At 42.3% G+C, this 22,827-nt stretch carries 20 protein-coding genes and 2 pseudogenes; 14 read left to right on the forward strand and 8 right to left on the reverse strand.

All coding sequences use genetic code 11. The features are described 5' to 3' along the window. Positions 1 to 24 precede the first annotated feature (24 nt). Entirely contained in the window at positions 25 to 495 is a 471-nt protein-coding gene (locus RGU72_RS21160; RefSeq protein WP_322121804.1) for a DDE-type integrase/transposase/recombinase, read from the forward strand. Here the strand turns inward: RGU72_RS21160 and RGU72_RS21485 are convergent. The 3 genes from RGU72_RS21485 to RGU72_RS21170 form a co-directional block, all read right to left on the reverse strand. Then, positions 419 to 1,012, reverse strand: coding sequence for a peroxiredoxin family protein (locus RGU72_RS21485; protein WP_369124357.1), 594 nt, complete (start codon positions 1,010 to 1,012; stop codon positions 419 to 421). The two genes, RGU72_RS21160 and RGU72_RS21485, sit on opposite strands and share 77 nt — an antisense overlap. Beyond that, the gene (locus RGU72_RS21165; RefSeq protein ID WP_322121805.1) at positions 937 to 1,773 is read right to left on the reverse strand and encodes a substrate-binding periplasmic protein; all 837 of its coding nucleotides are present in this window, start codon (positions 1,771 to 1,773) and stop codon (positions 937 to 939) included. The genes RGU72_RS21485 and RGU72_RS21165 overlap by 76 nt, the downstream gene beginning before the upstream one ends. Before the next feature lie 416 nt (positions 1,774 to 2,189). After that, positions 2,190 to 2,657, reverse strand: a complete 468-nt coding sequence (locus RGU72_RS21170; RefSeq protein WP_322121806.1) for a hypothetical protein — start codon at positions 2,655 to 2,657, stop codon at positions 2,190 to 2,192. Positions 2,658 to 3,687: 1,030 nt separating this feature from the next. On the opposite strand from RGU72_RS21170, the gene RGU72_RS21175 reads away from it, so the two are divergent. The 3 genes from RGU72_RS21175 (at position 3,688) to RGU72_RS21185 (ending at position 4,883) form a co-directional block, all read left to right on the forward strand. Further along, the gene (locus tag RGU72_RS21175; protein WP_322121807.1) at positions 3,688 to 4,023 is read left to right on the forward strand and encodes a hypothetical protein; all 336 of its coding nucleotides are present in this window, start codon (positions 3,688 to 3,690) and stop codon (positions 4,021 to 4,023) included. Between the two features lie 76 nt (positions 4,024 to 4,099). Further along, a complete protein-coding gene (locus RGU72_RS21180) occupies positions 4,100 to 4,393 on the forward strand; it encodes a hypothetical protein (RefSeq protein ID WP_322121808.1) in 294 nt (97 codons plus the stop codon). A 277-nt stretch (positions 4,394 to 4,670) separates the two neighbouring features. Beyond that, positions 4,671 to 4,883, forward strand: a complete 213-nt coding sequence (locus RGU72_RS21185) for a hypothetical protein (RefSeq protein WP_322121809.1) — start codon at positions 4,671 to 4,673, stop codon at positions 4,881 to 4,883. Between the two features lie 1,208 nt (positions 4,884 to 6,091). Here RGU72_RS21185 and RGU72_RS21190 read toward each other — a convergent pair. Next, positions 6,092 to 6,241 (reverse strand): annotated as a pseudogene (locus RGU72_RS21190) (ATP-binding protein); the annotation flags it as partial. Between RGU72_RS21190 and RGU72_RS21195 the strand changes: the two are divergent. The 6 genes and pseudogenes from RGU72_RS21195 to RGU72_RS21220 all read left to right on the forward strand — a co-directional run. Continuing rightward, positions 6,230 to 6,433, forward strand: a pseudogene (locus tag RGU72_RS21195) (DDE-type integrase/transposase/recombinase); the annotation flags it as partial. The pseudogenes RGU72_RS21190 and RGU72_RS21195 sit on opposite strands and share 12 nt — an antisense overlap. Positions 6,434 to 6,626: 193 nt before the next feature. Then, complete coding sequence (yjjJ, locus tag RGU72_RS21200) at positions 6,627 to 7,985, forward strand: type II toxin-antitoxin system HipA family toxin YjjJ (protein WP_322121810.1); 1,359 nt, start codon at positions 6,627 to 6,629, stop codon at positions 7,983 to 7,985. A gap of 259 nt (positions 7,986 to 8,244) precedes the next feature. Continuing rightward, the gene (locus tag RGU72_RS21205) at positions 8,245 to 9,012 is read left to right on the forward strand and encodes an NAD(P)-dependent oxidoreductase (protein WP_322121811.1); all 768 of its coding nucleotides are present in this window, start codon (positions 8,245 to 8,247) and stop codon (positions 9,010 to 9,012) included. A 590-nt stretch (positions 9,013 to 9,602) separates the two neighbouring features. Then, entirely contained in the window at positions 9,603 to 9,938 is a 336-nt protein-coding gene (locus RGU72_RS21210; RefSeq protein WP_322121812.1) for a hypothetical protein, read from the forward strand. Positions 9,939 to 10,330: 392 nt separating this feature from the next. Further along, a complete protein-coding gene (locus RGU72_RS21215; RefSeq protein ID WP_322121813.1) occupies positions 10,331 to 10,540 on the forward strand; it encodes a hypothetical protein in 210 nt (69 codons plus the stop codon). 44 nt (positions 10,541 to 10,584) lie between these two features. Next, positions 10,585 to 10,797, forward strand: coding sequence for a hypothetical protein (locus RGU72_RS21220; RefSeq protein WP_322121814.1), 213 nt, complete (start codon positions 10,585 to 10,587; stop codon positions 10,795 to 10,797). 272 nt (positions 10,798 to 11,069) lie between these two features. Here the strand turns inward: RGU72_RS21220 and RGU72_RS21225 are convergent, their stop codons facing one another. Together RGU72_RS21225 and RGU72_RS21230 are read right to left on the reverse strand one after the other, a co-directional pair. Then, on the reverse strand, positions 11,070 to 11,303 hold the full coding sequence (locus RGU72_RS21225) for a hypothetical protein (RefSeq protein ID WP_322121815.1): 234 nt from the start codon (positions 11,301 to 11,303) through the stop codon (positions 11,070 to 11,072). Next, positions 11,290 to 12,453 carry a helix-turn-helix domain-containing protein gene (locus RGU72_RS21230; protein WP_322121816.1) on the reverse strand — a complete coding sequence of 388 codons (1,164 nt, stop codon included), beginning with the start codon at positions 12,451 to 12,453 and terminating at the stop codon, positions 11,290 to 11,292. The genes RGU72_RS21225 and RGU72_RS21230 overlap by 14 nt, the downstream gene beginning before the upstream one ends. 1,365 nt (positions 12,454 to 13,818) lie before the next feature. Here RGU72_RS21230 and RGU72_RS21235 point away from each other — a divergent pair. The 3 genes from RGU72_RS21235 (at position 13,819) to RGU72_RS21245 (ending at position 17,248) form a co-directional block, all read left to right on the forward strand. Beyond that, on the forward strand, positions 13,819 to 14,835 hold the full coding sequence (locus tag RGU72_RS21235; RefSeq protein WP_322121817.1) for a PRTRC system protein D: 1,017 nt from the start codon (positions 13,819 to 13,821) through the stop codon (positions 14,833 to 14,835). Beyond that, positions 14,828 to 15,175, forward strand: a complete 348-nt coding sequence (locus tag RGU72_RS21240; RefSeq protein ID WP_322121818.1) for a hypothetical protein — start codon at positions 14,828 to 14,830, stop codon at positions 15,173 to 15,175. Before RGU72_RS21235 ends, RGU72_RS21240 begins: the two co-directional genes overlap by 8 nt. Positions 15,176 to 16,150: 975 nt before the next feature. Beyond that, positions 16,151 to 17,248 (forward strand): CAP domain-containing protein, encoded by a 1,098-nt coding sequence (locus RGU72_RS21245; protein WP_322121819.1) that lies wholly within the window; start codon positions 16,151 to 16,153, stop codon positions 17,246 to 17,248. Between the two features lie 427 nt (positions 17,249 to 17,675). Here RGU72_RS21245 and RGU72_RS21250 read toward each other — a convergent pair whose 3' ends face one another. After that, positions 17,676 to 18,725, reverse strand: coding sequence for a tyrosine-type recombinase/integrase (locus tag RGU72_RS21250; protein ID WP_322121820.1), 1,050 nt, complete (start codon positions 18,723 to 18,725; stop codon positions 17,676 to 17,678). Between the two features lie 204 nt (positions 18,726 to 18,929). Continuing rightward, positions 18,930 to 19,382 (reverse strand): hypothetical protein, encoded by a 453-nt coding sequence (locus RGU72_RS21255; protein WP_322121821.1) that lies wholly within the window; start codon positions 19,380 to 19,382, stop codon positions 18,930 to 18,932. A gap of 1,819 nt (positions 19,383 to 21,201) precedes the next feature. On the opposite strand from RGU72_RS21255, the gene RGU72_RS21260 reads away from it, so the two are divergent. Then, complete coding sequence (locus RGU72_RS21260) at positions 21,202 to 22,545, forward strand: replication initiation protein (RefSeq protein WP_322121822.1); 1,344 nt, start codon at positions 21,202 to 21,204, stop codon at positions 22,543 to 22,545. Positions 22,546 to 22,827: the final 282 nt, after the last annotated feature.

A 22,827-nucleotide genomic window follows, 5' to 3' on the forward strand; every position in this document is an offset into this window, starting at 1 on the left:
CCGACAAAATTTGTGATTCATGTAATGATAGACGAGCTACGCAAGGTACTCAAACGAATGCATTATCCGCTTGAAGTAATGCTGACCTGCGTGCGCTGGTACGCAGCCTACCCGCTGAGTCTTCGCCATGTCGAAGAAATGATGGCGGAGCGTGGTGTATTCGTTGATCATTCAACGGTCAGCCGCTGGGCGATTCGACTTCTGCCGTTACTGGAAAAGATATTCAGAAAGCACAAGCACCCGGTCGGTGGAAGCTGGCGGATGGACGAGACTTATATCAAGGTCAAAGGCGCCTGGAAATACCTCTATCGTGCAGTGAAACGGATAACAAAACCAATGCTCGGATTCAAATCGTTCCGATCAGCCAAAAGCATCCTGGTTGGTATCGAACTCATGCACATGATTCGCAAGGGTCAACTCATGATGGAAGGTGCAGATGATCTGTCTTTTGCCGACCAATTTTATGCTTTGGCAGGAAAAATCCGCTCTGTTTAATGATAGGCGGAATCCGTCTGCCAAGACTCCGTCTTGGGTTCGCTATTGCGACAGAACCCTGAAATTTGCCTTCTCTTTTAAATTTCAATTGATTGTTGTGATCCAGTACAAAGTGGGTTGGCTGAGTAGTGATAGTGCCAAAATTATCTTTATGCTCAGGTGCGTTGCGCCAGACTGTAGGGAACCTTTGATTTTTGGGATAGGTATGCGTAGTGAGGTCGTTGTAGTCGTCTAAATCTTTTTTGTTGCTGTCCAAATTCACACCAAGAAGCATAAATTTATTTTTGCTATTGCGTACATAAAATTCCCGCATCAGTTTTAGATCATCGCTGCATAAAGCGCAATCAAAAGTAAAAAAACTCACGAGCACCGTCATATCTGAGAAATCACGCAGGTTAATTTTTTTACCAGATACATCCGTACCACCCAAAGTGTAAGACGTTACTTTTGTTTGCGCGTCAACAGAGTTAAGCCAATACGATACACCTCCATTGGAGGTTGTTCGTTGGGCAGCCATTTTTGGTGAATTTTTTGAAATGTACCGTCCTTTTTAATTTGACGCATCGCTCCCTCCCACAACTTAATAGTGGCAAGTGGGGTCTTTGCAGAGAACGCTAGAAAAAGTTCCAGACTATCCAGAATCATCACCGGTTCTACATCATCGCCAGAGTAGCCTATTTCCTTTAACACTGATGGCACGACAACACTACCTTCTGACCACAAATCAAAGCGATTCATCATGAGCATTTTCGCAGTGATCTGGGGCGTCGCAGCTAAATCCAAAGTGTGAAAGCCTTTTTTTACCGCTGCATCTGCAAATATGCTGTCTCTATATGCACCTACAGGAGCGTCGTAGATTTTGTCTCCTAGGGACAATAACCTTTTTGCATTCCCTTTTCTTGTGTACAGCACCGTTTTGGATATGGCCACTGGACCGAGTAAGGTCATTTGTTTTTCTCTTTCGGCAGACCGTCCAACTGTAAAAAGCAAGACGTTGGGGTCCTCTAGTACCGCCTTGTATCCCCTCGCCCAAGGCACAAGTTGTATCGCTGAATTTGTTCCCATTTTCTTTTGCAATGCATCCACTACTTCAACTGCCATACCATCTACTTTATCGCCGTTTTTAAAACTGATTGGTGGCCAATTCTCGGTATAAATCGTTAATTCAACACTCTGCACTGGTGTAACCGGTGCGATGAAAAGAACAGACACAATAAATTTAAATACTCGCAACTGCCATACGCTTATTCGGCAAGTTGTGTTTTTAAAAAGGCTCATAAACAATTTCTCCAACTAGATTTGCTGTAATCAGGTAGAAGTCGTTCGACTTCTAAATTGGCGTTGCGCGAAATTCTAAGATTTGTTTTGAACTAAATCACACGGCCTTAGCACAATCAAAAAAGCTTGGTCGTCTAGGAGTTATTCCCATTTAAGAAAACATGTGTACATTATGTATTCTAAAAATAGGATACCTTCAATGAACTCTGCGAGGAAAATTTTAAAAGATGATCAAAGGAGGAAGTGCGCGCCTCTGTTACAAGGGTACGACGGCGATATCCCAAAAAAGGAAATCGGTGAGCGAACATCGACATGCGCATCGATCGCCTAAAACATCCCTGAACGCCGATATGCAGTGATTGATGTGACGAAAGCTCCAATCTCAATTACGAATCTAATTCGGCTCAAAACTTCGCTCATAAATGATCTTTCTTATATTTTGAAAGCCATGCCCTTGAATCTGCAAGCTTCTCCCCATTACATTCAATGGTCCTCATCGCGTCTTCGGCTCCGATTTCTCTCCAAACCGCAACGCTATGACCACTAAACTGAAGTTTGACAACATGCCACCTTTCAAATAGATCTCGATGAACATTAGAGAGATCGTTTTCGTCCAGAATGTTAGCTAGGAGCTGTTGTCCAGCTACCTGCTCACCTCTGCAGAACCACAGCCGGAATTCGATGCCAGTTAAGTTCAACAGGTGAAACACCAACGCTTCGTCCACCTTTCGAACTGCTGCATCAAGTTCACCGTACTGGTCAAGTTCGGCCTTTGACATCTTCTTTGCGACGAGCTGATCGCTTGCAGTCACGGCGCTCTGTGAAAAACATGGATTCAAGAGACCAACACTGAAGAGCAAAAACAATCTAAATGTAACCATCACTGAAGCATTCCTCTAATATTTTCAGTGAATCGTTATTTGGCTAAACGATTCAGTACAACACGAACTTCTTTTACATAAATTGCTTGATTCGTTACTTCAATTTTCACTGCTAATACTTTTGTCCTAACCTGGTATTCATTGAGCATCAATGCACTTTAGTCTCACAACGTAGCCGCATGCAGCGACAACAAATCTATCCCAGTTCCCAATACCGTAACTCATGCAGGATGTACATTGTCTATATTTATTTACTGACCTGACACGCGTAAATTAAGCTACCTGGTGTTCTTGCTTTTGATGTCTCCCACCGCTCAGTGTAAGTTTCAATAAGCCAAAAATGATATGGAAGCAGACCAGCACCTACTACAAAAATTATTGCCTCGCTTCCTGCACGGTGCGCTCGTACCGAATTCCACGGATACAGCCCATCATTAAATAAACACCATAAAGACCAGAAAGTATCTGAGAAATCAATATAGCTATTGCTAGCGAACTGAGATTCATTTCGTCCTCACTCGTAAAATATCTATCGGATAATTGGTTAGATTAGACGAAATTAAGCGCGAGTCCAAGGCTGTTTTTTAAATGACAAACCAAATTACTCCAAAACCAGTTCTCGAGTCTCACTCTTAATGATATCCCGCAAATGAATCGCTGCGGGATCACTACTCTCCCCCGCTCCCTGTTTCATTTATTTTCGTCTACTTTTTTATCCAGCATTTGGCTTTCAAATACGATGTGCTCTATCGGCCTGCACGCTCAATTCCGTCAGTGCATCTTTTGACGGAATTCATTATTTAAAAAACGAGATGTCGCGTTTTATCTTTGAATTTATTTGGGACATTCTCTAATTTTCCGCAATTTGACAAGACGCTTTTGTATGGGATTCTGAAATTGTTCAGCGAATGATTTTAGCGGGCGATCTTTGAAATCAATGACCTCAACATGATTAGTAGGCCTTGTCTTTAACATCGACCTGCAATCATTCCTTACTACCAGATCGCGTCTGGATTCACTCTGAAAGTTGGCTATGAAATTCTTCTTAAAATTAGTATTTGTTATTGGCGTTATTTTAAATTGTCTCACCGGATGTCAGGCACCCAAGTCTGAAGCGGGAGATGCATTTATTGGACATTGGCAAGATAGGGAGAGGTCGGGTAACAAGCTCGAGATTGTTAAAAATGATGCGCATTTCATCGTTAGAAAAACTACTATTTACTGCTTCGATCATTGCACTCGAAATTATCCGGCCATATTGAAAGATGGCACATTAGAAATACGGAATGGATTGTCTCTTTTTTTGACGATCGACAAACACACCGGCTATTTGATCTGCGACGGGCGTGACTATCAGCGCGTTCATTAGATTCGCTTAGTTAATTTCACGCGATCAATTCTTATCGTCAATTTACCCAAAAGGAAGCACAAAATGGAACAGCTCTATGGAATATTGTTCTACGGCGGTCTTATCGGCGTCATTGGATATCTGTGGTACCAAGGATCAGTTGCAGGACCGCACCGGGACTGGCTGTCTTGGCCTACGTTGGAAGAGTATTGGAAGCAGCATCCGGAATGTAAGACACGCTCTGGGACACAGTGCCATCGCTGTCATTCGCGCGCTATTAGGCAATGCGGCTGGAGTAATCGGGCAGATCATCGCCGGTACTTTCAGTGTAATCAATGTAACCGCACGCTCTACCGCGGCTAGGCAAGTAATCCGTCATTGTGTTCAATGAGTTTTGATGTAGGAGAAGATCGACGCTGATATTAACAAAACGTGTTTTGATATTTAGCTGGAAATTATTTTGTGCGATTTTTATTGGTGCCTGGAGAGCATCAAAGTCCGCCCATACGAAAGTTCAAGAGCCTGGGTGGCGAGGCTTCTGGCGCTTTACCCTTCGTGCCTATTTTTCACCTTTAGGGGGTGCGATAAATGGAGTGAAGCAGTAATGGCGGCGGGGGCTCTGAGATCTAGTTGTCTATGATTCGAAAGTTAACTAATGGAGATACACAATGCATATCGTCAATGGCTGGGTGGAGTTTGAACATAATGAACAAGCGTGCTGGGAAACTTTACTAGGGCGCAAACTAGGAGCAATAACCCCAACTTTATTACGTGAATTAGGGGAAAGCCGTGTCAGGGAACTCGTCGATGAGGGTTGTCTTATTTGGGCGAAAATAGCAGCGCAACAGGTAAATGATATTCCTTACTGTCTTCTGCAATAGCTCTTTAGAGGTCTTATTTGACGTCCTTGTCCCGTGAGGGAATGTAGGACGTCAATCATTTGTATGTTTGCCCTTGACAGAACAATCTAAAAGCGACTCGGCTCACGACCATTACCTTTTGTATCACCGTATGAGCCCTTATCATTAGGAACTTATCCAACGCGTAGGAAAAGTGGTGGCGAATGCTATTTCGTTGAGGCTATTACCAGCACTACGTTTTGGTGATTTCGTTTATCGTTGTATCACTGCATAAAAATGTGGCAACGAGAAGTCTTGTTGAATTTGTGAGGCACAGACCGCGCTTTTTCAAAGCTAAATCGACTTATCCACAACGTTGCCCACTGATTTTGTGGAAAACTTTTGCACACAGCGATGTCCTCATCTCTTCCCAATAACGACAATTTCATACAAGACGATACTCATCAGCTGCAATTTGAATAAATAGCCGTCGTTATTTCTTGGGTAGTGATCAACTGTTTTTCCTACTATACGCAATGGTCGACAAAAATCCTGTCTATGGGTGGTTTTGCAGCAAAGCTGATATAGTCCTTTTCTAACATCTGATCGCCTTCACCATAATTGAGATTGAGGGCAGATTATTAGCTGCAAGAAAAATTTAATAATTGAATGGCAGCTGTCTAAAAATGACTGCACACTATGTACCCAAAGCGGTCATAGCGTATTTGAAAAACAGACATTCGAGGTTCAAGGTCGTATGGTTAAGCTTCAATTCTGTTGTTCGCAGGTTGGAATCGCTTCATTGGACTTTGGGACGAACTGCTGGTCGCTCGCTGCCGCCTTATATTTCAATCCCGCCGTGGTTAATGCGGGCAGCGTATCATTCGCCCAATCAATGTGTTCGGCCTGGCGCTTCCGCAACGAGACACGCATCGTCGGTGGATCAGCAGAAACTGGGTAGACTGCCAGATCTCCCCCATGCGTTATTCCACCATAACTGCGCGCCGGCCCCTGTCACATGTTCAGGCTACATAGAAACCGGGTTAAGCCACGCGGTGAATTTATCATCGGGGATCGTCTTAGGAAGCGTGAACCAATGTGTTCACGCTTCCTTCTGGCGCCTTTTCTCGACCAGAAAGACGGACATGTATTGCGACATAATTCTGATCTGGATATCCATACCCTCTCTCGTATACCGGTTGATTTGAAACCGTTGAGTCTGTCAAATAGCGTCCAATATTTACCACCTGTCAGCGTCCAAATTTTTCCACTTTATCGGCTTGTTCAGAACGATTTTTGCTGTGCTTAAATCGGTAAGAATCGTTCCCAGTTTCCAATATATCGCAATGATGCGTAACACGATCAAGTAATGCCGTAGTCATTTTTGCATCGCCGAACAGGACCACCGCGCCGTCAAGCGGGTGACCCGGCCGATGCTCAACTTCAAATGTTTTCTCTCTGCTACCTCCGTGCTTGCAGGTATCGAGCTGATACACATGATCCGCAAGGACTAGTTCGCCGTCGATGACGCTGCACCGATGTCACACGCCGACCAGATCTGTGCGTTGGCGGGACAAGACCGTCCAGTGTAAGTCGGGGTCATACTCAGCATAAAAAATCCGCGCTTGGCTCAACAACGCGACAGAACCCGAAAATTTGTCTGATTTTTTCTTTGACCGATAAAGATATAATTCATATATCGTTATAATAATCGTTACATAAATTAATTATTTTTATTAATTTACTAAATCAATTAACGATATTTTATTGTAAAATAATCGTTACATGAAAATATCTCAATCAGTCATCGAACTTCTTCGTACCTGGCACCGCCAACAATCGGGCGAATTGTTGACGCGACTAGGTGTGAGCCGGCCATCTTTGATGCGGGCAATTACTGAATTGGGCGATCAAGTCGTTTCTCGTGGACGTGCTCGCCGAACGACTTACGCAGCGCGGCGAGGAGTTCGCGGTGCTATGGCTCCGCTGATGCTGTATTCCGTCGATACCAAAGGAAAAACGCATGAAGTAGGTCAACTTGAGCCTGTCTATCCGACAGGTTGCGCAATGGACTTTACTGTACCATTTCCATGGCCACTCGATGACGAAATGAAAGACGGTTGGTTTCGGGGACTGCCTTATCCATTGGCAGATATGCGGCCACAAGGATTTTTAGGTCGTAATTTTGCGCATCAGTATGCATCTATTCTGCAGGTCGATGACGATGTTACCCGCTGGAGTGAAGATGATGTGTTGCACGTGTTGAGCACAGTTGGCTTCGATCAACCAGGCAATTACATCTTGGGTGAGCCGGCTTTGCGTCGGTTCTATGATGAACAGCAAAAGTCTGCGAAGTTTCTCGATGATGACAACATCATCAATGCATTTCCAGAATTAGCTCAACAGGCGCTTAACTTTGGCGTTGTAGGATCATCAGCTGCGGGAGAATTTCCAAAGTTTACTGCCCGGCGTATGGGAAAAGAACCCCGGCATGTCATTGTAAAATTCTCAGGATCAGATAATTCGCCACAAGAACAGCGATGGTCAGATTTACTTGTGTGCGAGCACCTTGCGCTGAGTGCGATTGCTGACACTCTGAAAGTTCCGGCGGCGAATAGTCGTATTTATCAATTTGGCGGTCGGACATTCTATGAAGTTGATCGATTCGATCGACACGGGGAAGTCGGACGTTCTGGAGTGTGTAGCTGGCATGAAATCAATTTTGCTCTTTTCGGGAAGACCGGATCATGGTCTGAAGGTGCGAATGATTTGTTCGAAAATAACGATATCTCAGAAGACACCCAACATCAGATAAAACTCTTAGAGCACTTCGGTCGTTTAATCGCCAATACCGATATGCATGACGGCAACCTGGGATTTCGGCCCCATCTTATTCTAGCGCCAGCTTACGATATGCTACCGATGTTCTATGCACCGCAGCGCGGAGTTGAATTGGTTGACCGAAAATTTATGCCTCTGTTACCTGCCCCAAGAGATCGGCCAACATGGATAAAAGCAGCGGAAGCAGCTACAGTATTTTGGTACCGTGCAGCAGGTGATCAACGGATCAGCGATCACTTTCGTATGATTTCAGCAGCTAACGCAAAACAAATCGATCTTTTGATTAGGTCACAACGCGATTAACAATCTGGCAAAAACGGTAGTGCACTGATAGCCGTTTAAAACTGATCTAGGTAACGCGTCAAGCTCTGGCGCAACTGTGTTGCTTCTCTTCGTAACTGTTCTGTCATTCCGTATTTTGACACTTTCCGTCTAAAAATCTGTTGCACCTATGCTTGGCATACTAGTGCACATATCCAAAAAGCCTTGGCGCATAATTTTTTCGGACTACCGACATTTTTTATACGAAAGTACAGATATTCTCAATTGTGGAGTGAAACGCATGACTAAGAGAGTAATTGTCACAGGGGGAAGCGGCCTGGCAGGCAAATGGGTCATTGAAGAACTGGTTCATCATGGCTACGAAGTACTCAACCTCGACCGCGTACCGATGGAGAAAGCTACCGTAAGGACGCTAATCGCGGATTTGACTGATGCGGGCCAAGTGTTCAACGCGCTGGCGTCTAGCACGACCGCACACGAGTTCGATGACGACCTAGAACCGAAAACGATCGATGCCATCGTACATTTCGCCGCCATTCCCCGTGTCTTCCTCACTACTGATAACGAGGTTTTTCGCATTAATGTGATAGCGACTTACAACGTGCTGGATGCGGCGTCGAAGCTTGGTATCAAGAAGGTGATCATCGCCTCTAGCGAAACGACATACGGCGTAGTCTTTGCACATCGGCACCGCGATCCAGAATACTTTCCGCTCGACGAACAATATCCCGTCGACCCAACGGACAGTTATGCCATGTCGAAGGTCATCAATGAGATCACCGCGAAAGCATTCCATACGCGCAACGGATCGGATATTTATTGCTTTCGCATCGGCAACGTTATCGATCCTATTGACTACGAAAAATTTCCTGCTTATTTCAAGGATCCAGGGCTCCGTAAGCGTATTGCTTGGAGCTATATCGATGGAAGAGATTTGGCGATCGCCTGCCGTCTGGGAATCGAAAAAGATGGGCTGGGATGGGAAGTGATGAATGTGGCTGCCGACGACGTTTCCTCAGACTTACCCACCGCTGTCAACTCCCACTAAAAAGATCGTCGTTCCGCTTCCGTACGGCATGTTCATGACAAAGTCCGCGGATACAACCAACCAGTAAATAAAGTCCGTAGAGACCACAGAGGGTCTGCAAACTTAGTATCCCTATCGCTAATAAACTCAAATTCATATCGTTCTTTCTTAAAAGATTCTGCACGCTAAAAGAATAGCTTAGGCGAAATCTAGTCCGAGTCTAGATCTATTTTTTTAGAGGTCACCCAATTAACGTTGAATTTCATTTACGCGTCTTAATTTAGGCTGATTTGGCTCATGCTCTATATCGGAGTACTTCTCTCCCCTACAGCCTTGCTTATTGATTTCTTTCTCAGTTCATCTGCTGATATCTGCTTTTTCAATGAGATATTCACTCTTCATCTAAGCAACCAATCCACCCACAGTTGTTCAATTTTCCGCAATTTGACAAGACGCTTTTATATGGGACTCTGAGCTTATTGAGCGATCGATTTCAACGGGCGATCTTTGAAATCATTGACCTCAATGTGATGGGCAGTCTCGGTCATTCCCTTCGACCTGCAATCACTCTGCACTACCAGATCGCATTTTTATTCTTCTGAAAGTGGATTATGAAATTATTCTTAAAAACAGTATTGGCTCTTGGTATCTTTTTAAATTGTCTCACCGGATGTCAGGCACCCGAGTCTGAATCGGGGACTGCCTTTGTCGGGCATTGGCAAGATCGAGAGAAGTCGGGTAACAAGCTCGAGATTGTTAAAAATGATGCGCATTTTATCGTGAGACAAACCACCACCTACTGTTTCGATCATTGCACCCGTAATTATCCGGCGGTGATGAAAGACGGCACCTTAGAAATACGGAATGGATTGTCGTTATTTTTGACGATCGATAAACAGACCGGCTTTTTGATCTACGACGGACGTGACTATCAGCGCGTTCGATAAACGCACTTAGTCCCCTTCCCTATTCAATTATTGTCGTTCGCTTATTCAAAAAGGAAATACAAAATGAACCATCTCTATGGAATAGTGCTGTACGCCGTTGTGATCTGCGTTATTGGGTATGTGTGGTACCAAGGATCGGTCGCGGGACCTCATCGGGACTGGCTATCTCGACCGACCTTGGAAGAGTATTGGAAGGAGCATCCAGAATGTAGGACACGCTCTGGGACACAGTGCTATCACTGCCATTCGCGCGCTATCCGGCAATACGGCTGGAGTAATCGCTCAGATTATCGCCGGTACTTTCAGTGCAACCAATGTAACCGCACGCTCTACCGCAGCTAGGTGAGGAATTCCTGATTCTATTCAACGAGCTTTAATTAAGGAGAAGACATATGCTGATCTTAGTGACACGTTTTGTGCTGTTTGGCTGTAAATTATTTTGTGCGATTTTTATTGGAGCTTGGCAGGCATCAGTAGCCGCTCATGCGCAAGTGCAAGAGCCTGGATGGCGAGGACTTTGGCGATTTACGCTTCGTGCCTATTTTTCACCTTTAGGGGGTGCGATTGAGGAGGTGAAGCAGCAATGGCGGCGAGGACTCTGAGATCTTGTTGTCTGTAATTGAAAATTAACTTATGGAGGTACACAATGCGTATCGTGAATGGTTGGGTCGAGTTTGAAGAGCAGGAACAAGCGTGCTGGGAAACTTTGCTAGAGCGCAAACTCGGTGCAATAACGCCGACTTTACTACGGGAATTAGGAGAAAGTCGTGTCAGGGAGCTCACCGATGAGGGTTATCTCATGTGGGCCAAAATGGCGGCGCAACAGGTGAGTGATATTCCTAACTCTGTTCTACAATAGCTCTTTGGAGTCGTATTTGACGTCCTCGTTTCCGGCGGGAATGTGGACGTTAATTATTTTTCTGTTTGCCTTTGATAGAACAATCTAAAAGCGACGGACTCACTACCAATACTTTTGGTATTAGCGTAAAAGTTTTTATCGTAAGGAACTTTTCCAACGCGTTGGAAAAGTGGTGATGAAATCTATTTCGCGTATAGTGGCACCATTGCTTAAAAATGTAGCAATGAATAATCGCTTTAAATTTATTAGGTGTAGACCGCACTTTTTCAACGTCAGGTCGACTTATCCACAGCGTTTCCCACTGATTTTGTGGAGAACTTTTCCCTGTAGTGATGTGCTAACTTTCTTGCCACCATCACCATGAGGAATAGACCGACCGTGATCAGCGGTAATTTGACTTGCATCCACGTTGCATTGCTATTGATGATGAAGACAACAAACGTGAATGCGAGGAGCAATGTCCATAATTGCGTGGTAATCCACAATACGTGTTTAAGCCTGTTCATGGTTTTGCTCCAGATCTTTGAGTCGTTTGTAGAGATAGCTGCGTGAGCAGCCCAGTTGCTCAGCTGCTTTCATCTTATTGCCCTCAGAAGTTTGCAAAGCCGCGAGAACCTGCTCATTTGTCAGGTCTTTTGAGGTTTTGGTTTTCATTGTCGCGTGACTGCCAATGTATGCATTGGCTTTGCTGGCTATGGAGTGTCCGGCATGTTCGGTAATAATTTGGCGGGCGGCTGCAAGGATATCTTGGGCTGGTTTTTCGCCACCACGCACTGCACTGTCCAACCCCGTTAAATTTTTATACAGATTGTTGAGATATTGTGCGCGCAAGCCGTGTGCTGTTATACCCAAGCCCTCTTTGGTAATGCCATGTTTTCCTAGTACATAGTAATAATGACTTTTCCATCTTTTGAGCGAGTACTCCGCTGGAATTGTCGTTTTAGATTTATTGTTAATATAGTTTTTGGCTATCTCGATAATGGCCAGTTGGGATTCGTCATCGATTTTAAACTTACGTGGTCGTCCCCCCTTGGTTCCATCTTCGACCTGGAGGTAGGTCTCACCGAATAGACGCATGACGGTGTCATAGGGTCGCATGAGCATACTTTCTTCTGCGCGCACGCCAAAGGTAATTTGCAACATGAGTTGAATACCGATGTGTTTATTCTCCATGGCGATCCGGCCAATTAATGCATTAACGTCGATGCCGTGCGACTCCCATGACTTGTCTTCTATGACAATCCCGGTCCTTTTCGGTAATTCGGCTAATGATGGATAGCTATCTGGATCTTTGACGATGTTGGCTTTTTTTAACCAACTCGCCAAGGTCGCCAAGTAAGTGAGCTTATTTTCAATCGTGCCGCGTGTTTGTTTTTTTGCGACCCAGTGGTCTACTAAAAATTGAATATGTTTTTCTTTGAGATTATCCAAACTTTTAATTTCAAACTTACCAATGGTGTACATCTCTTCTATCGCGGCGGTAATGCAAAGGCAACGCAAACGCTGTGTTTTGATACCCAGAGCCGCTTTGCTAATACGTGTCTTGCTATGTGCTATGTGAATATTTTTCGAGAATAGTTTGCTCAGTTCATTTTTAATCGCCTGCGGCAATTTGGACCTCTCAACGTCATGCGTATGCTCATAAGTAACGGCCATCATTTTCCCCTGTATGGAGTGGTTAAGTAAATCTTTGCAACTTAACGCCTTGCAGGGCGGCCTCCGGCAGGTCCAGGACTCTTTAGCGATAAACTTGGCTCTCTAATACTGGCTGGCACCCGTACTAGAAACGACTCACGTCGTCATTCAACCTGCTTTGCAATTCATCAAACCAATTTCATTTACCCAAAACTTCATTACTGCCACGTCACTTTTTCTCGGAAGCTCCAGAGGAGACATTCATCTATAAGCGCTGCGCGTAACTCTATTTATGGGGTGAAAACAGCTTGGTTGCACCAATTCTGCAAATCCAATGATCCTTCTGCTTTTTGGAGAAAGGTAGCAACACCTTGTTATTGAATGGCACAAACAGTCTTAAGGCTGACCGCCCTTACTGAATGTGGGATACCTCATAAACCTTCATAAAAACGCACTCGATTGTGGTCTTTTTCCGGTTTATGTCACCCTGAGACGGGTAATTAGGCATCCTAAGTTTTTATGGTCTTTGTAGTCGGGATTGTGCCTTTAGAGTCGGCTTCATACCCTGCAAGACTCTAAAACAACCGTCTAAGCCAATGTTTATCACTGTTCTGTCGTCCTCAGTCTTTAGTCTTCTAAGTTGCTGTTTTTATTAAAAAAATTCACGTCGTAAAATTGAGGTGAATACAGTCAACTGAGAAACTAAAACCGGAACAACTTTTTGCGGGCGTTGCGCCCTATGTCGATGCTAGTTTCCTAGCGTTGATTCAAATTCTGTGCTGCTGCTGATGATGATAGATAGCACTGTGGGAAGTTAATTAACTATATGCATAGCCATTTCTCACGTCTTTTACGACTTCTACTTTTCTGAAATCAAAGTCATCACACTAGAAACTCGGACGTAATATTTTTTGCATTGATGTTTGACAATCAAACATCCGCTTTGAATTGAGAACCACGACTTAATCACGGCTTAACCACTTGTTTGAAGAAGCAACCTCCCCCTTGAACTCAGAATCACGGCTTATTCACGGCATATTCACGGCTTAATCACTGGTTTGAAGAAGCAAGTTCCACTTGAACTCATAACCACGGCTTAATCACGGCGTAACCACGGCTTATTCACGGCTTAATCACTGGTTTGAAGAAGCAATTTCCCCTTGGACTCAGAACCACGACTTAATCACGACTTAACCGCTGGTTCTTCTAAATCAAGTCAAATTTAGGTAGTGAAACACGGAATAACAGGACGGTAGTCCGTGATTCAATACACATACAAACATTTCAAGCCAATAACCCGGAGCAAATTAAGGGTTCCAATGGCTTTGCGTAAACGAATCAATTAATTCGTTTTTTAAATAATGATTACTATCAAAGGAAACCTCAATGAATTTTCAAGCTGCAGCAATCGACGTTGGCTTTGGACAAACGAAGTGGGCAGTGCGCTTAGATGAAGAAATCATTACCGGTTCCTTCCCTTCGCTGGCTCCAATATCCAACAACAATACAGTAACAACTAACCTTGCCAACTTTGTACAGCGCAATACGATTAAAGTAACCGTGGACGGTGATACATTTGAAATTGGCCCCGATGTCCGCCTAGCAATGGGAAGTTCGAATAGCGGCCGAGCATTATCAGAAGACTTTCCCAAAACGAAAAATTATAAAGCTCTCTTACTTGGCGCTTTGTTTTACGCAGGTATTGATCGCGTGGACATATTGACGCTGGGACTTCCGGTTCACACCATGGGACTGTATGCCAATCATCTCAAAGACATCTTGGGCAAGGAAGTCGAAGTCAATGGCCGGCCTATATCAATTGGAAGAGTTGTTGTCATTCCTCAACCTGTCGGATCGCTGGCCATGTTTGGATCGATCAACGGAAGTGCCATCAATGATGGTCACACAAGGCTAGTCATTGATCCGGGCTATGTCACGACAGATTGGGTAGTTTCCTCCGGTTACAATATGATAGACGCACGGAGTGGCGGACGGGTGGGCGGTGTGTCACATGTCTTAAAGCAAATAGCAGAATTGATTAGTGACAAATATCAGGGTGGAAAACTGGATCGAATTGAGCGGATTGACGAAGCATTTGTCACAAGAAAATCATTCAACTATTTTAAGCATGTGATAAGCCAGACGGAACTGGGCGAGTACCTATCCCGATCAACACAAATTATTGAAGAAACGGTTAAAGAAATAAAAACCCGGGTCGGCGACGTGGAGGATCTACAAAGTATTTTGATTACCGGTGGCGGAGCTAAGTTTTACGAACCCATCGTCCGATCAACGTTTCCCATGAATGATATTCAGGTATTAGACAATCCCGCGTTTACCAATGCTATCGGCTTTTTACTGGTGGGAGAGAGTATGAAACGAAGAGCGGAAAAAAATGGCTAATTTGAGATTACAAATGACGGTACTTGAGGAGGAGCATCCATTGCTATTTGCTTATCTTCATTCTACCGAAAACAAACACTTGAGAACAAGAATGCTAAAAACCGCTGCGGAGCAGTTTTTAACATCATTGAATTCTGAGGAAACTGTTACCGGCATTTTGGACAAGACCAAAGTGCACAGCCATTTGGAGACTAAAAGTATTCCAAATCATATGGAAAAATCACAATTAGTCCAACAAAAAGATACGAATAAAACTACAGATGTCTCCCCTCCCCGTCTTAAAATTGGTATCAACGCATCTGACAATTTAGATACCACTAGCATGGAAAAATGGGGTTAATGCCCGATGATGAAAAATGAACTTCAAAGCATCTGTATTTTAATTGGCGGTGTAGTTTGCGGTATCGGAATTACTACACATTAGCATTTTTGATCAATTCCTATTTTTTTACTTTTTTGATCGTTGGTTTATTTCCCTATATTTATCTGCTTGAAAAATCCAGGACGAAAAAAACCCTCTTGATTAAAAGAGGGTTTTTAGATGGGTAGTTTAATTATTACGATTTTTTTCAAGCAGCATTTCTTCTATCAATTCGAATGGATTATCACTGTTTCTTTGAATACCACGAGATACCAAACGATCAATAAAGTTACCTAACTGCTGAGTTGCTTCCAACTATACATATGCCCAGTCAGCACATTCTTTTTTGGCAAACGAATTTCAACTTTGAATCCCATTTCCATAAAGTACCTGCCCACTATGTATGTACGCTGAATATCTTCTTTTTACTACTTTCCCTAATAGCCATCAAATCCGAACTGTCCCATATTCACTCCGTCCTCACAGCATCTGGTTTGTACAAGGTAATTGCGCCGGAGAAATCAATGGCAACCGATCTACTCAGTAAAATGAGTCAACACGATCCAATCGAGAAGTGGTCTAGTATTTGTTGCTGTATGCGATAGTTGTAGCTCAAGTTCTTTGCTCTTTAATACAAAAAACCGTAGAAATTTTCAGCATAATTTTCATTGTAAGATCTGCAAGAAGAGACGGTTCGTGCCCGCTTAAATAAACAAAATTAAGTTCAAAATTCAAACACCAAATTTGCAGCTTTAGTGTGGTGACATCATGGAAAAGGGCCTAGGCAAGATCAGATCGAGTATTAAAAAAGCACGTGTTAAACGTGCTTTTTTTCTGTTTGAGTGGATTTGACAAATATTTTTCTTGGATAGGATGAAGTCGTGATCGTTACAAAATAGCGACCAATACAACGACTAGACGATACGAAGAATATTTTTTAATAAGGACACTGATATGAAAACCTCAAAAATTACGGTAATAAAGATGGCGAAACTGAGTTCCATGGCGGTAGCTCTGATATTAACTGCATGTGGAGGGGGTGAAGGCAGTTTATCTACAACGACAACTACACCACCTTTGGCAACAACATGCGCAAATGGTGGTACTAATTTCCCAACTTGTACTGCACCGACAACTGCGGCTCAGTTGCAGTTAACCGTATCTGCACCACCGTTAGCAGCAGGCTCGCAAGAATTAGCTGCGTTTAATTATTTAAATCAATTTAGACATTCGTTGGGCTTGGGATTGTTAGCGTATTCTGCACCATTGACACTGGCTAGTAAAAATCATGCGAATTATTTAGTACTAAATCAGACCTTTACGCATACAGAAGATCCAAGTAAACCTGGATTTACGGGCGTGACTGATACTGACAGGGCGAACTTTGCTGGCTATGCGACCAATTATTTTGTGAGTGCAGGTGGTTCAGTTGCAAACACGATGCCGGGTGCAATACAAGCATTGATCAATACAGTCTACCACCGTGGTACGTTGATTCGCCAGAGCTGGACGGATCAAGGAATGACTGGATATTGTTACGGAGTGTGCGATGGTTCAAATTCAGCACTTTATTTAAATGTTGCACAGAAAACGGTGAATGGCCAGACTAACGCTTCGGATTTTGTGATGATGTACCCAATGGATAAGCAAAGTAACGTCAATTTAACAACGGCGGGCGATAACATCAATCCATTCCCTGATATCACTGGCGGTGTTGTTTATGGCAAAGTTGGATATCCTGTTTCCTTTGCTGTTGAAGCGAATCAAATGTTAGTACTAAAGGATTTTACGATGACTGAGGCGGGAACCTCAGCGCCGCTGAATGCGTATGTTTATACAGCATCTAATGATCCGAATAACCTCATTCCTAGCAACGAAGCATGGCTGACTGCCAAATCTCAGTTGAAGCCGTCCACGACATACAACATGGCGCTTCATGGATCGATTAACGGCAATGAGTTTGGATGTGCAAACGATAAAATTATCTTTGGCAAAGCACTCGGATGTTTCTGGAGTTTTACGACAGCACCAGGATTAATCCCCAGTTTTTAACTAGATCCAACGAATAAAAAGTCGAGCATTTGCTCGGTTTTTTATTTTGCGAAAGAGAGATACCAACTACACATATTGATCCTAGAAAAGTGAAATTGTGCTTAGGGAGCTAGGTCTTCATTTACTGCATAACTTTTCCAACGCGTTGGAAAAGTTCAAAAAGCGCTCAAGAAGTGTTTTGGTATCAAAAGTATGCTTCTATATGATCTACTACTCGGTATGTATTGAAATACTGTTTTCACGAACGAACAGTCATAACGTGCTGTGACGAGTCGTTCGGATTTTGAGGTGGCGGGCTCTTCGCGGGGTGATTCCCGCACAATAAGCAGAAATAATCTTTTAGCTTTGTTCATGCAGAAGTAAAGAGAGGACGTTCATACAAAAATTGTCTGTCCACCTTTGAGATGATTTCTTTGGAGAGACAGTCTCAGGTAATCAATCTTTTTTTATTCAATAATTTGTTAGTGATCAGATATTTTTCTGTTGATTTACGTTTTCGTAATCCAAGTAATTCACCAGTTAGCTCGATAGACCCGTCAGGAGACTCTAGTTCTCTTACTGCAAACGAATTTCTGAGTGTACGCGGGCCTTTACGTTTTACTTCGATCCCAGCCTTTTTGTAAGTCGCTTTTGTCAAAAGATAGATTGTCGATTTATCTAATTTTTTTCCATCGAGGTTGGCAGGAAATAAAAGTTTCCCTGGTATTTTCTTTGCATTGCGTTCCTCAACCCATGCCATCACATCTGCAACAGCGAACGGCCTTAGTTGTGTTTGGTGATTCCGACTTGTACCGTTCACTGACCAAGGTGTTATTTCAACTGGAATAGAGCCGGTAGAGTCTCTAGCACCTACTCGATCAGTGTTGAGCCCAACCAACTCCGATACCTTTAATCCCGCTCCCAGTAACATGGCCAGTATCGCCCTATCTCGCCGACGTTTCCATTCCGGCCCATCGTCAACGGTCAGGTCGTAAGGTGCGACTTCCGGTAAGTGTTCCATATACAAATGCTGTTGGTCATCTGTGAGTATCACTTTAGGTAGGTCCCGCCCCTGTGCTTTGGTTTGGTAAATATCAAAGGCTGCATGCTTAGCTGGATTGGGAGTGATGCCGACATGTGCAAATACTCGTTCTAATAAGCGTAAATATCGCACACGTATTGAACTATTAAAGGCTTTGCGCGACGTATTCTTACCTGGCTTCGGTATCTCTAAAAAATCTTTAATGTGGTCATGGTTCACACTGTGCAAGATAACGCCCTGCGAATCAATGAAATCCATAAATCGGTGGAACATGTGAATGTAAATTTCAGCAGAACTATCCAATATTGGACGGAGTTTTTTATTTTCATTCTCGTTTGTTTTAGCGATTTGTCGACGCCCCAACAGCAAGTAATCTTCCGTTTTCACAAAAGCGGAAAAAGCTTCTCTCGGACTGTGTTTCCAGCCATTTTCATCATCAAATAAAGATTTATTCATTTTATTCAATTAACGGTCATATTTAAAATTAAAAGTAAATAAAAACAACATCTTGGCTACAAGTCCAAAGAAGCTCGGCTGCACACCTTCGAAAATTAAGTGAAATAACCATTGCGGCATTGCAATTCCATAATAGTATGCCAATTCCGTGACCGTTAATTGAATTATAAAATGTATTGGATTCCAGGACATGGTCAGTACCCGTCAGTTGTTATAAAAAATCGAGAGCATTGGTCTTTTTTTTAAACCCAATAATTTATTGGAACTTACGACATCCGAAGCTATCTTTACATTTAGTACGATTGACGTACCTACATTCAATAACAACCAAGGCATAAATCCTGCCAACACCGCTGGTGTTCCCCGACCAAGATCATCGATAAGCCAAATGGTCGGACTCTTTGCGTTGACGAGATGATAAATCTGACCTAGGGGAAGAAATTTTGCATGAGTACCATCGGCAGATGGAAATCCTAAACCTTTAGCATCAGTGAGATCAGAAACTGCAGGGATACTGATAATCACATTGTGATTAAGAGCGCTACCAACAAGCTTCACAACAAATGTTTTTCCTATGCCTAGTCCACCAACAACTAAACTAGACCGCTTGTGCAAAACAGCACGACGAAGGGAAATTCTCTCGTCAGAAGGATTCATTTTAGATTCCATGGAAAAAAAGGAATCTAAATCCTTTAGGATTAGATCCCGGGGGTGAATAAAATTTCAGTTGAGACCTGAATTGAGCCTTTGCGGCTAACAAACGATGTCAGTTTCCTGACTTAGATAATGTATTTTCACATCCTTCCGATCCAATATTCTCTATATGCACCGTATTTTTAGAGTTCTTTCCAATATTTGAGGTGAGTAAAAAGCATAGGGCTTCGTAAAATTGATGGTTGATGAGTGCATTATTGAATATGAATTAGGTATTTATCGCCCTCACCCTATTTAAAATTCTCACCTCAAAAAATATTTCCCTTCTTTTTCCTAATTGCCTATGTAATTTTCTCCCCTTACTTAGATTTTATGATTCTATCGACAAGTTTTTTCAATAAGGTATGGATTTTTCTCACCATTCGTAAACGGCGGATCAACTTAGAAAGTCAGGTCGGATTGGAAGAAATTATTTTGAGATTTAGGAGCACTTCTTAAAGTAATTTATTAAGATGCTATGGATTTCTCTCACCTCACTAAATTTTCAACATGTTTTTTCAGATATACCTATGGAATTTTCTCACCTCAAAATTAACTGGAACAATAACTCTCTGTTAAATGTTAATGAGAAAGGAATACCGATTTAATCGCGATTGGCATATCACTATTTTTTTTTATTATATTTCTATAAGCCTATGGTTTTTTCTCACCTTAAATGAATGGACTTAAAGTAAATTCTTAAACACCTATTGAATTTCCTCACCTTAAATGGTTTTTGTACATTATTTATAATTTACCTATTGAATTTCCTCACCTCAAAATCAGGTTAAAAATTAAATGTCCCTTTTGATCATTAAACAGTAGGATTTCTATGTTATCCACAGGCCCTATTGAAATTTCTCACCTTTACTTTTACCCCTATGCTATCAACAACCCTTAGCTATTGTTTTTGCTCACCGTAACTATGCTATTCACAACCCTCCCCTATGTAATTTTCTCCTCGATCTATTTAAATTACTCACCAATGTCTCTTAAGAATCAATGCCAGCTTAGGTTTAGCGTGCTTAGATGTTTGTTAACGTTTTTAAATGTTTACTAAATTATTGTAAACAACCAGCAAGTTCGGATAAAAGCTCATAGAAACTGTACTGTTCATCACTAGTTCAAAAACCACCGTTTTTATCTATCTAATTTCGTGAGTAACAATACAAAATGCCTGTCGCACAAGGTCATTAAAAAGCTTAGGGAGTGCAAACAAGATCATTGAGATAAACAAAGACAATACTGTCGGAAATTTCCTAGGCTATTTAAATCTCTCACCTTAAATAACATTCAGGTATCACGTGACGCTTAAAAGATTAAAACTTAAAAATTATCTTACGAAAGGTTTTGCTATTCGGGGGTGATGGCCATGACTTCAAAACTCCTCTAGATGTGCATAGACAGAGCTTCTAAGCACTTTTATGCCTTGTCTTGATACATCAACCGTCCAAGTATTTAATAGCCCTAGCCATCCTCTGGTCAATTCTGATCCACTAGAACCGAAAGCAAATAGCGAATAACTGGGAAAAGAATTCCACACCAGGTAAATCTTGCTGGTTCAGTCAAGGACGAAAGATTTTTTCAAAGAAATCAAAACTCAATTTCTAAATATGGATGGCACAAGAAAATATATAAGGGCTTTTTCTGACAATGTCGTCACAAAAACCCTATTTAAATCTCTCACCACAACCAAGATTTTGCTATAAGAAAGTCATAGGTATACATTGCATGAAATTTTTAAAGGTGCGAAAATTGACAAAACCACTCACCTCAAAAAAATATGACGTCCAAACGTAAATTAACTGGCGACACACAAACGCTTGCGTTGTTTGAGAACCCTTTAGCTGAGATTTATAAAAAGCCAGTCCAAGTCTCGCAAATGTTTGTTCATAATGGTGTCATGACAGGGCAGCAGCTAAAAGCTTGGAACGGTTTATTGAAAAATGCGACTGAACAGAACGATATTCATATAAATTCAGGTGGTGATTCGTCTAGATCACCCTTAAAGGTTTTTAATATTCCACGAGTCAAGCTTATGGAATTGATGGGCTATAACAATACGAACAGAAAGCCCTTCAAAGACGCGCTAAAGGAAATGCAAAGACTGACGGCCGAATGGGACGTGTTGAAAAAAGATGGCCAGAATTTGTGGGCATCTTGTGTTCTTTTGCCCTTTGTTGCTATTGATAATGAATTTGTCAGTTATTCGTTTTATGAGCCAATACAGCCAATGTTGTTTAAGAGCACCCTATACTCCCATCTTAATTACGACATACAAAAAAAATTAAAATCCGACGCTGCGATCAAACTTTATGATTGGGTCAGCCGTTACAGAACAAATCCGAGTCAACTGACTAGCAAGGAAGATTGGGTTTTTTGGCGCATGGTCGTTCATGGCGAAGTTAAGGCAGATAGTTACTTGAATGAATACAAACTGTTTAAAAGAGATAAGTTACTCCCCGGGATTAAAGAAATTAATGAAATTTCTGACCTTCTAGTTGAATTATTGGAAGACAGAGAAGGTAGTAAGCGTGTCAAAAAACTGCAATTTAGAGTTAAGGAAAAACCTAAGTTTCCCGTTCAAAATGCATTACCAGTTAGTGAAGGAGCAGCATTTGATCTTAAAGGTGAACTAACAAAATTAGGTATCAGTAATCATTACTTTAATAAGCTAAAAAATTCGTTTGATGAAAATATTATAGTTGCAAACATTGATTACCTAAAGGCTAGGCTCTCAGAGACTTCCAAGGACACTATTAAAAATAAAGGTGCTTATCTAATTGCAGCATGCGAATCGAACTATGCAGGTAATTTGAATAAAGCGGCAAGCGTCCCCCCTAAACAGAGCGCAGAATCAAACGTTAAGTCGATCTTAAGCCACATTAACAAAAAACGTAACGATGATGCGCTACGGATGTTCGAGGAAATGAGTATCCAGGAACAAGACAGCTTGGTAGCTAAATATAATTCGCAAGATATTATTGAAGACGCACGGATCCCTATGGAGCAGAGCAAGAGGCTAAATCGCCACTTAATACCGTTCTACGCTTGGCTTGCATTGGATACGTGGGGCCAACCTACGCCAGAAGAAATAATTGAGTTCACATTGCAGCGCACGCTTTAAATAAAAGTTTGAGCCGGCTCAAACTTTTTCATTAAAATCATATTTCTATATTTATCAAATCGAAACTACTGACTTTGTTTGTCGAAATATTTATCTCACCTACTCTCCCTTATTGAAGACAAAGACTGCTATAAGCTACATTGCCTCATCATCATATATGGTGTGTTATACGGATACTTTCAATGAGCTACAGCATACCAATCAGCGCTTTCAGTCTGTTGATTGCCATTCGTGTATAAAAGTCTTTGATAGGAAGTCTTTACCCGATTCCAACAATTCTAA

This window comes from Undibacterium sp. 5I1 (genome assembly GCF_034314085.1).
Taxonomy (GTDB): domain Bacteria; phylum Pseudomonadota; class Gammaproteobacteria; order Burkholderiales; family Burkholderiaceae_D; genus Undibacterium.

Bases quoted from the DNA above. Each gene is read 5' to 3' on its own strand.
- RGU72_RS21185 (WP_322121809.1), top strand. From the start codon at position 4,671: ATGCATATCGTCAATGGCTGGGTGGAGTTTGAACATAATGAACAAGCG.
- RGU72_RS21260 (WP_322121822.1), top strand. From the start codon at position 21,202: ATGACGTCCAAACGTAAATTAACTGGCGACACACAAACGCTTGCGTTG.
- RGU72_RS21220 (WP_322121814.1), top strand. From the start codon at position 10,585: ATGCGTATCGTGAATGGTTGGGTCGAGTTTGAAGAGCAGGAACAAGCG.
- RGU72_RS21255 (WP_322121821.1), bottom strand. From the start codon at position 19,382: ATGAATCCTTCTGACGAGAGAATTTCCCTTCGTCGTGCTGTTTTGCAC.
- RGU72_RS21160 (WP_322121804.1), top strand. From the start codon at position 25: ATGATAGACGAGCTACGCAAGGTACTCAAACGAATGCATTATCCGCTT.
- RGU72_RS21165 (WP_322121805.1), bottom strand. From the start codon at position 1,773: ATGAGCCTTTTTAAAAACACAACTTGCCGAATAAGCGTATGGCAGTTG.
- RGU72_RS21210 (WP_322121812.1), top strand. From the start codon at position 9,603: ATGAAATTATTCTTAAAAACAGTATTGGCTCTTGGTATCTTTTTAAAT.
- RGU72_RS21250 (WP_322121820.1), bottom strand. From the start codon at position 18,725: ATGAATAAATCTTTATTTGATGATGAAAATGGCTGGAAACACAGTCCG.
- RGU72_RS21175 (WP_322121807.1), top strand. From the start codon at position 3,688: ATGAAATTCTTCTTAAAATTAGTATTTGTTATTGGCGTTATTTTAAAT.
- RGU72_RS21235 (WP_322121817.1), top strand. From the start codon at position 13,819: ATGAATTTTCAAGCTGCAGCAATCGACGTTGGCTTTGGACAAACGAAG.
- RGU72_RS21225 (WP_322121815.1), bottom strand. From the start codon at position 11,303: ATGAACAGGCTTAAACACGTATTGTGGATTACCACGCAATTATGGACA.
- RGU72_RS21230 (WP_322121816.1), bottom strand. From the start codon at position 12,453: ATGGCCGTTACTTATGAGCATACGCATGACGTTGAGAGGTCCAAATTG.
- RGU72_RS21240 (WP_322121818.1), top strand. From the start codon at position 14,828: ATGGCTAATTTGAGATTACAAATGACGGTACTTGAGGAGGAGCATCCA.
- yjjJ (WP_322121810.1), top strand. From the start codon at position 6,627: ATGAAAATATCTCAATCAGTCATCGAACTTCTTCGTACCTGGCACCGC.
- RGU72_RS21180 (WP_322121808.1), top strand. From the start codon at position 4,100: ATGGAATATTGTTCTACGGCGGTCTTATCGGCGTCATTGGATATCTGT.
- RGU72_RS21245 (WP_322121819.1), top strand. From the start codon at position 16,151: ATGAAAACCTCAAAAATTACGGTAATAAAGATGGCGAAACTGAGTTCC.
- RGU72_RS21485 (WP_369124357.1), bottom strand. From the start codon at position 1,012: ATGGCTGCCCAACGAACAACCTCCAATGGAGGTGTATCGTATTGGCTT.
- RGU72_RS21215 (WP_322121813.1), top strand. From the start codon at position 10,331: ATGCTGATCTTAGTGACACGTTTTGTGCTGTTTGGCTGTAAATTATTT.
- RGU72_RS21205 (WP_322121811.1), top strand. From the start codon at position 8,245: ATGACTAAGAGAGTAATTGTCACAGGGGGAAGCGGCCTGGCAGGCAAA.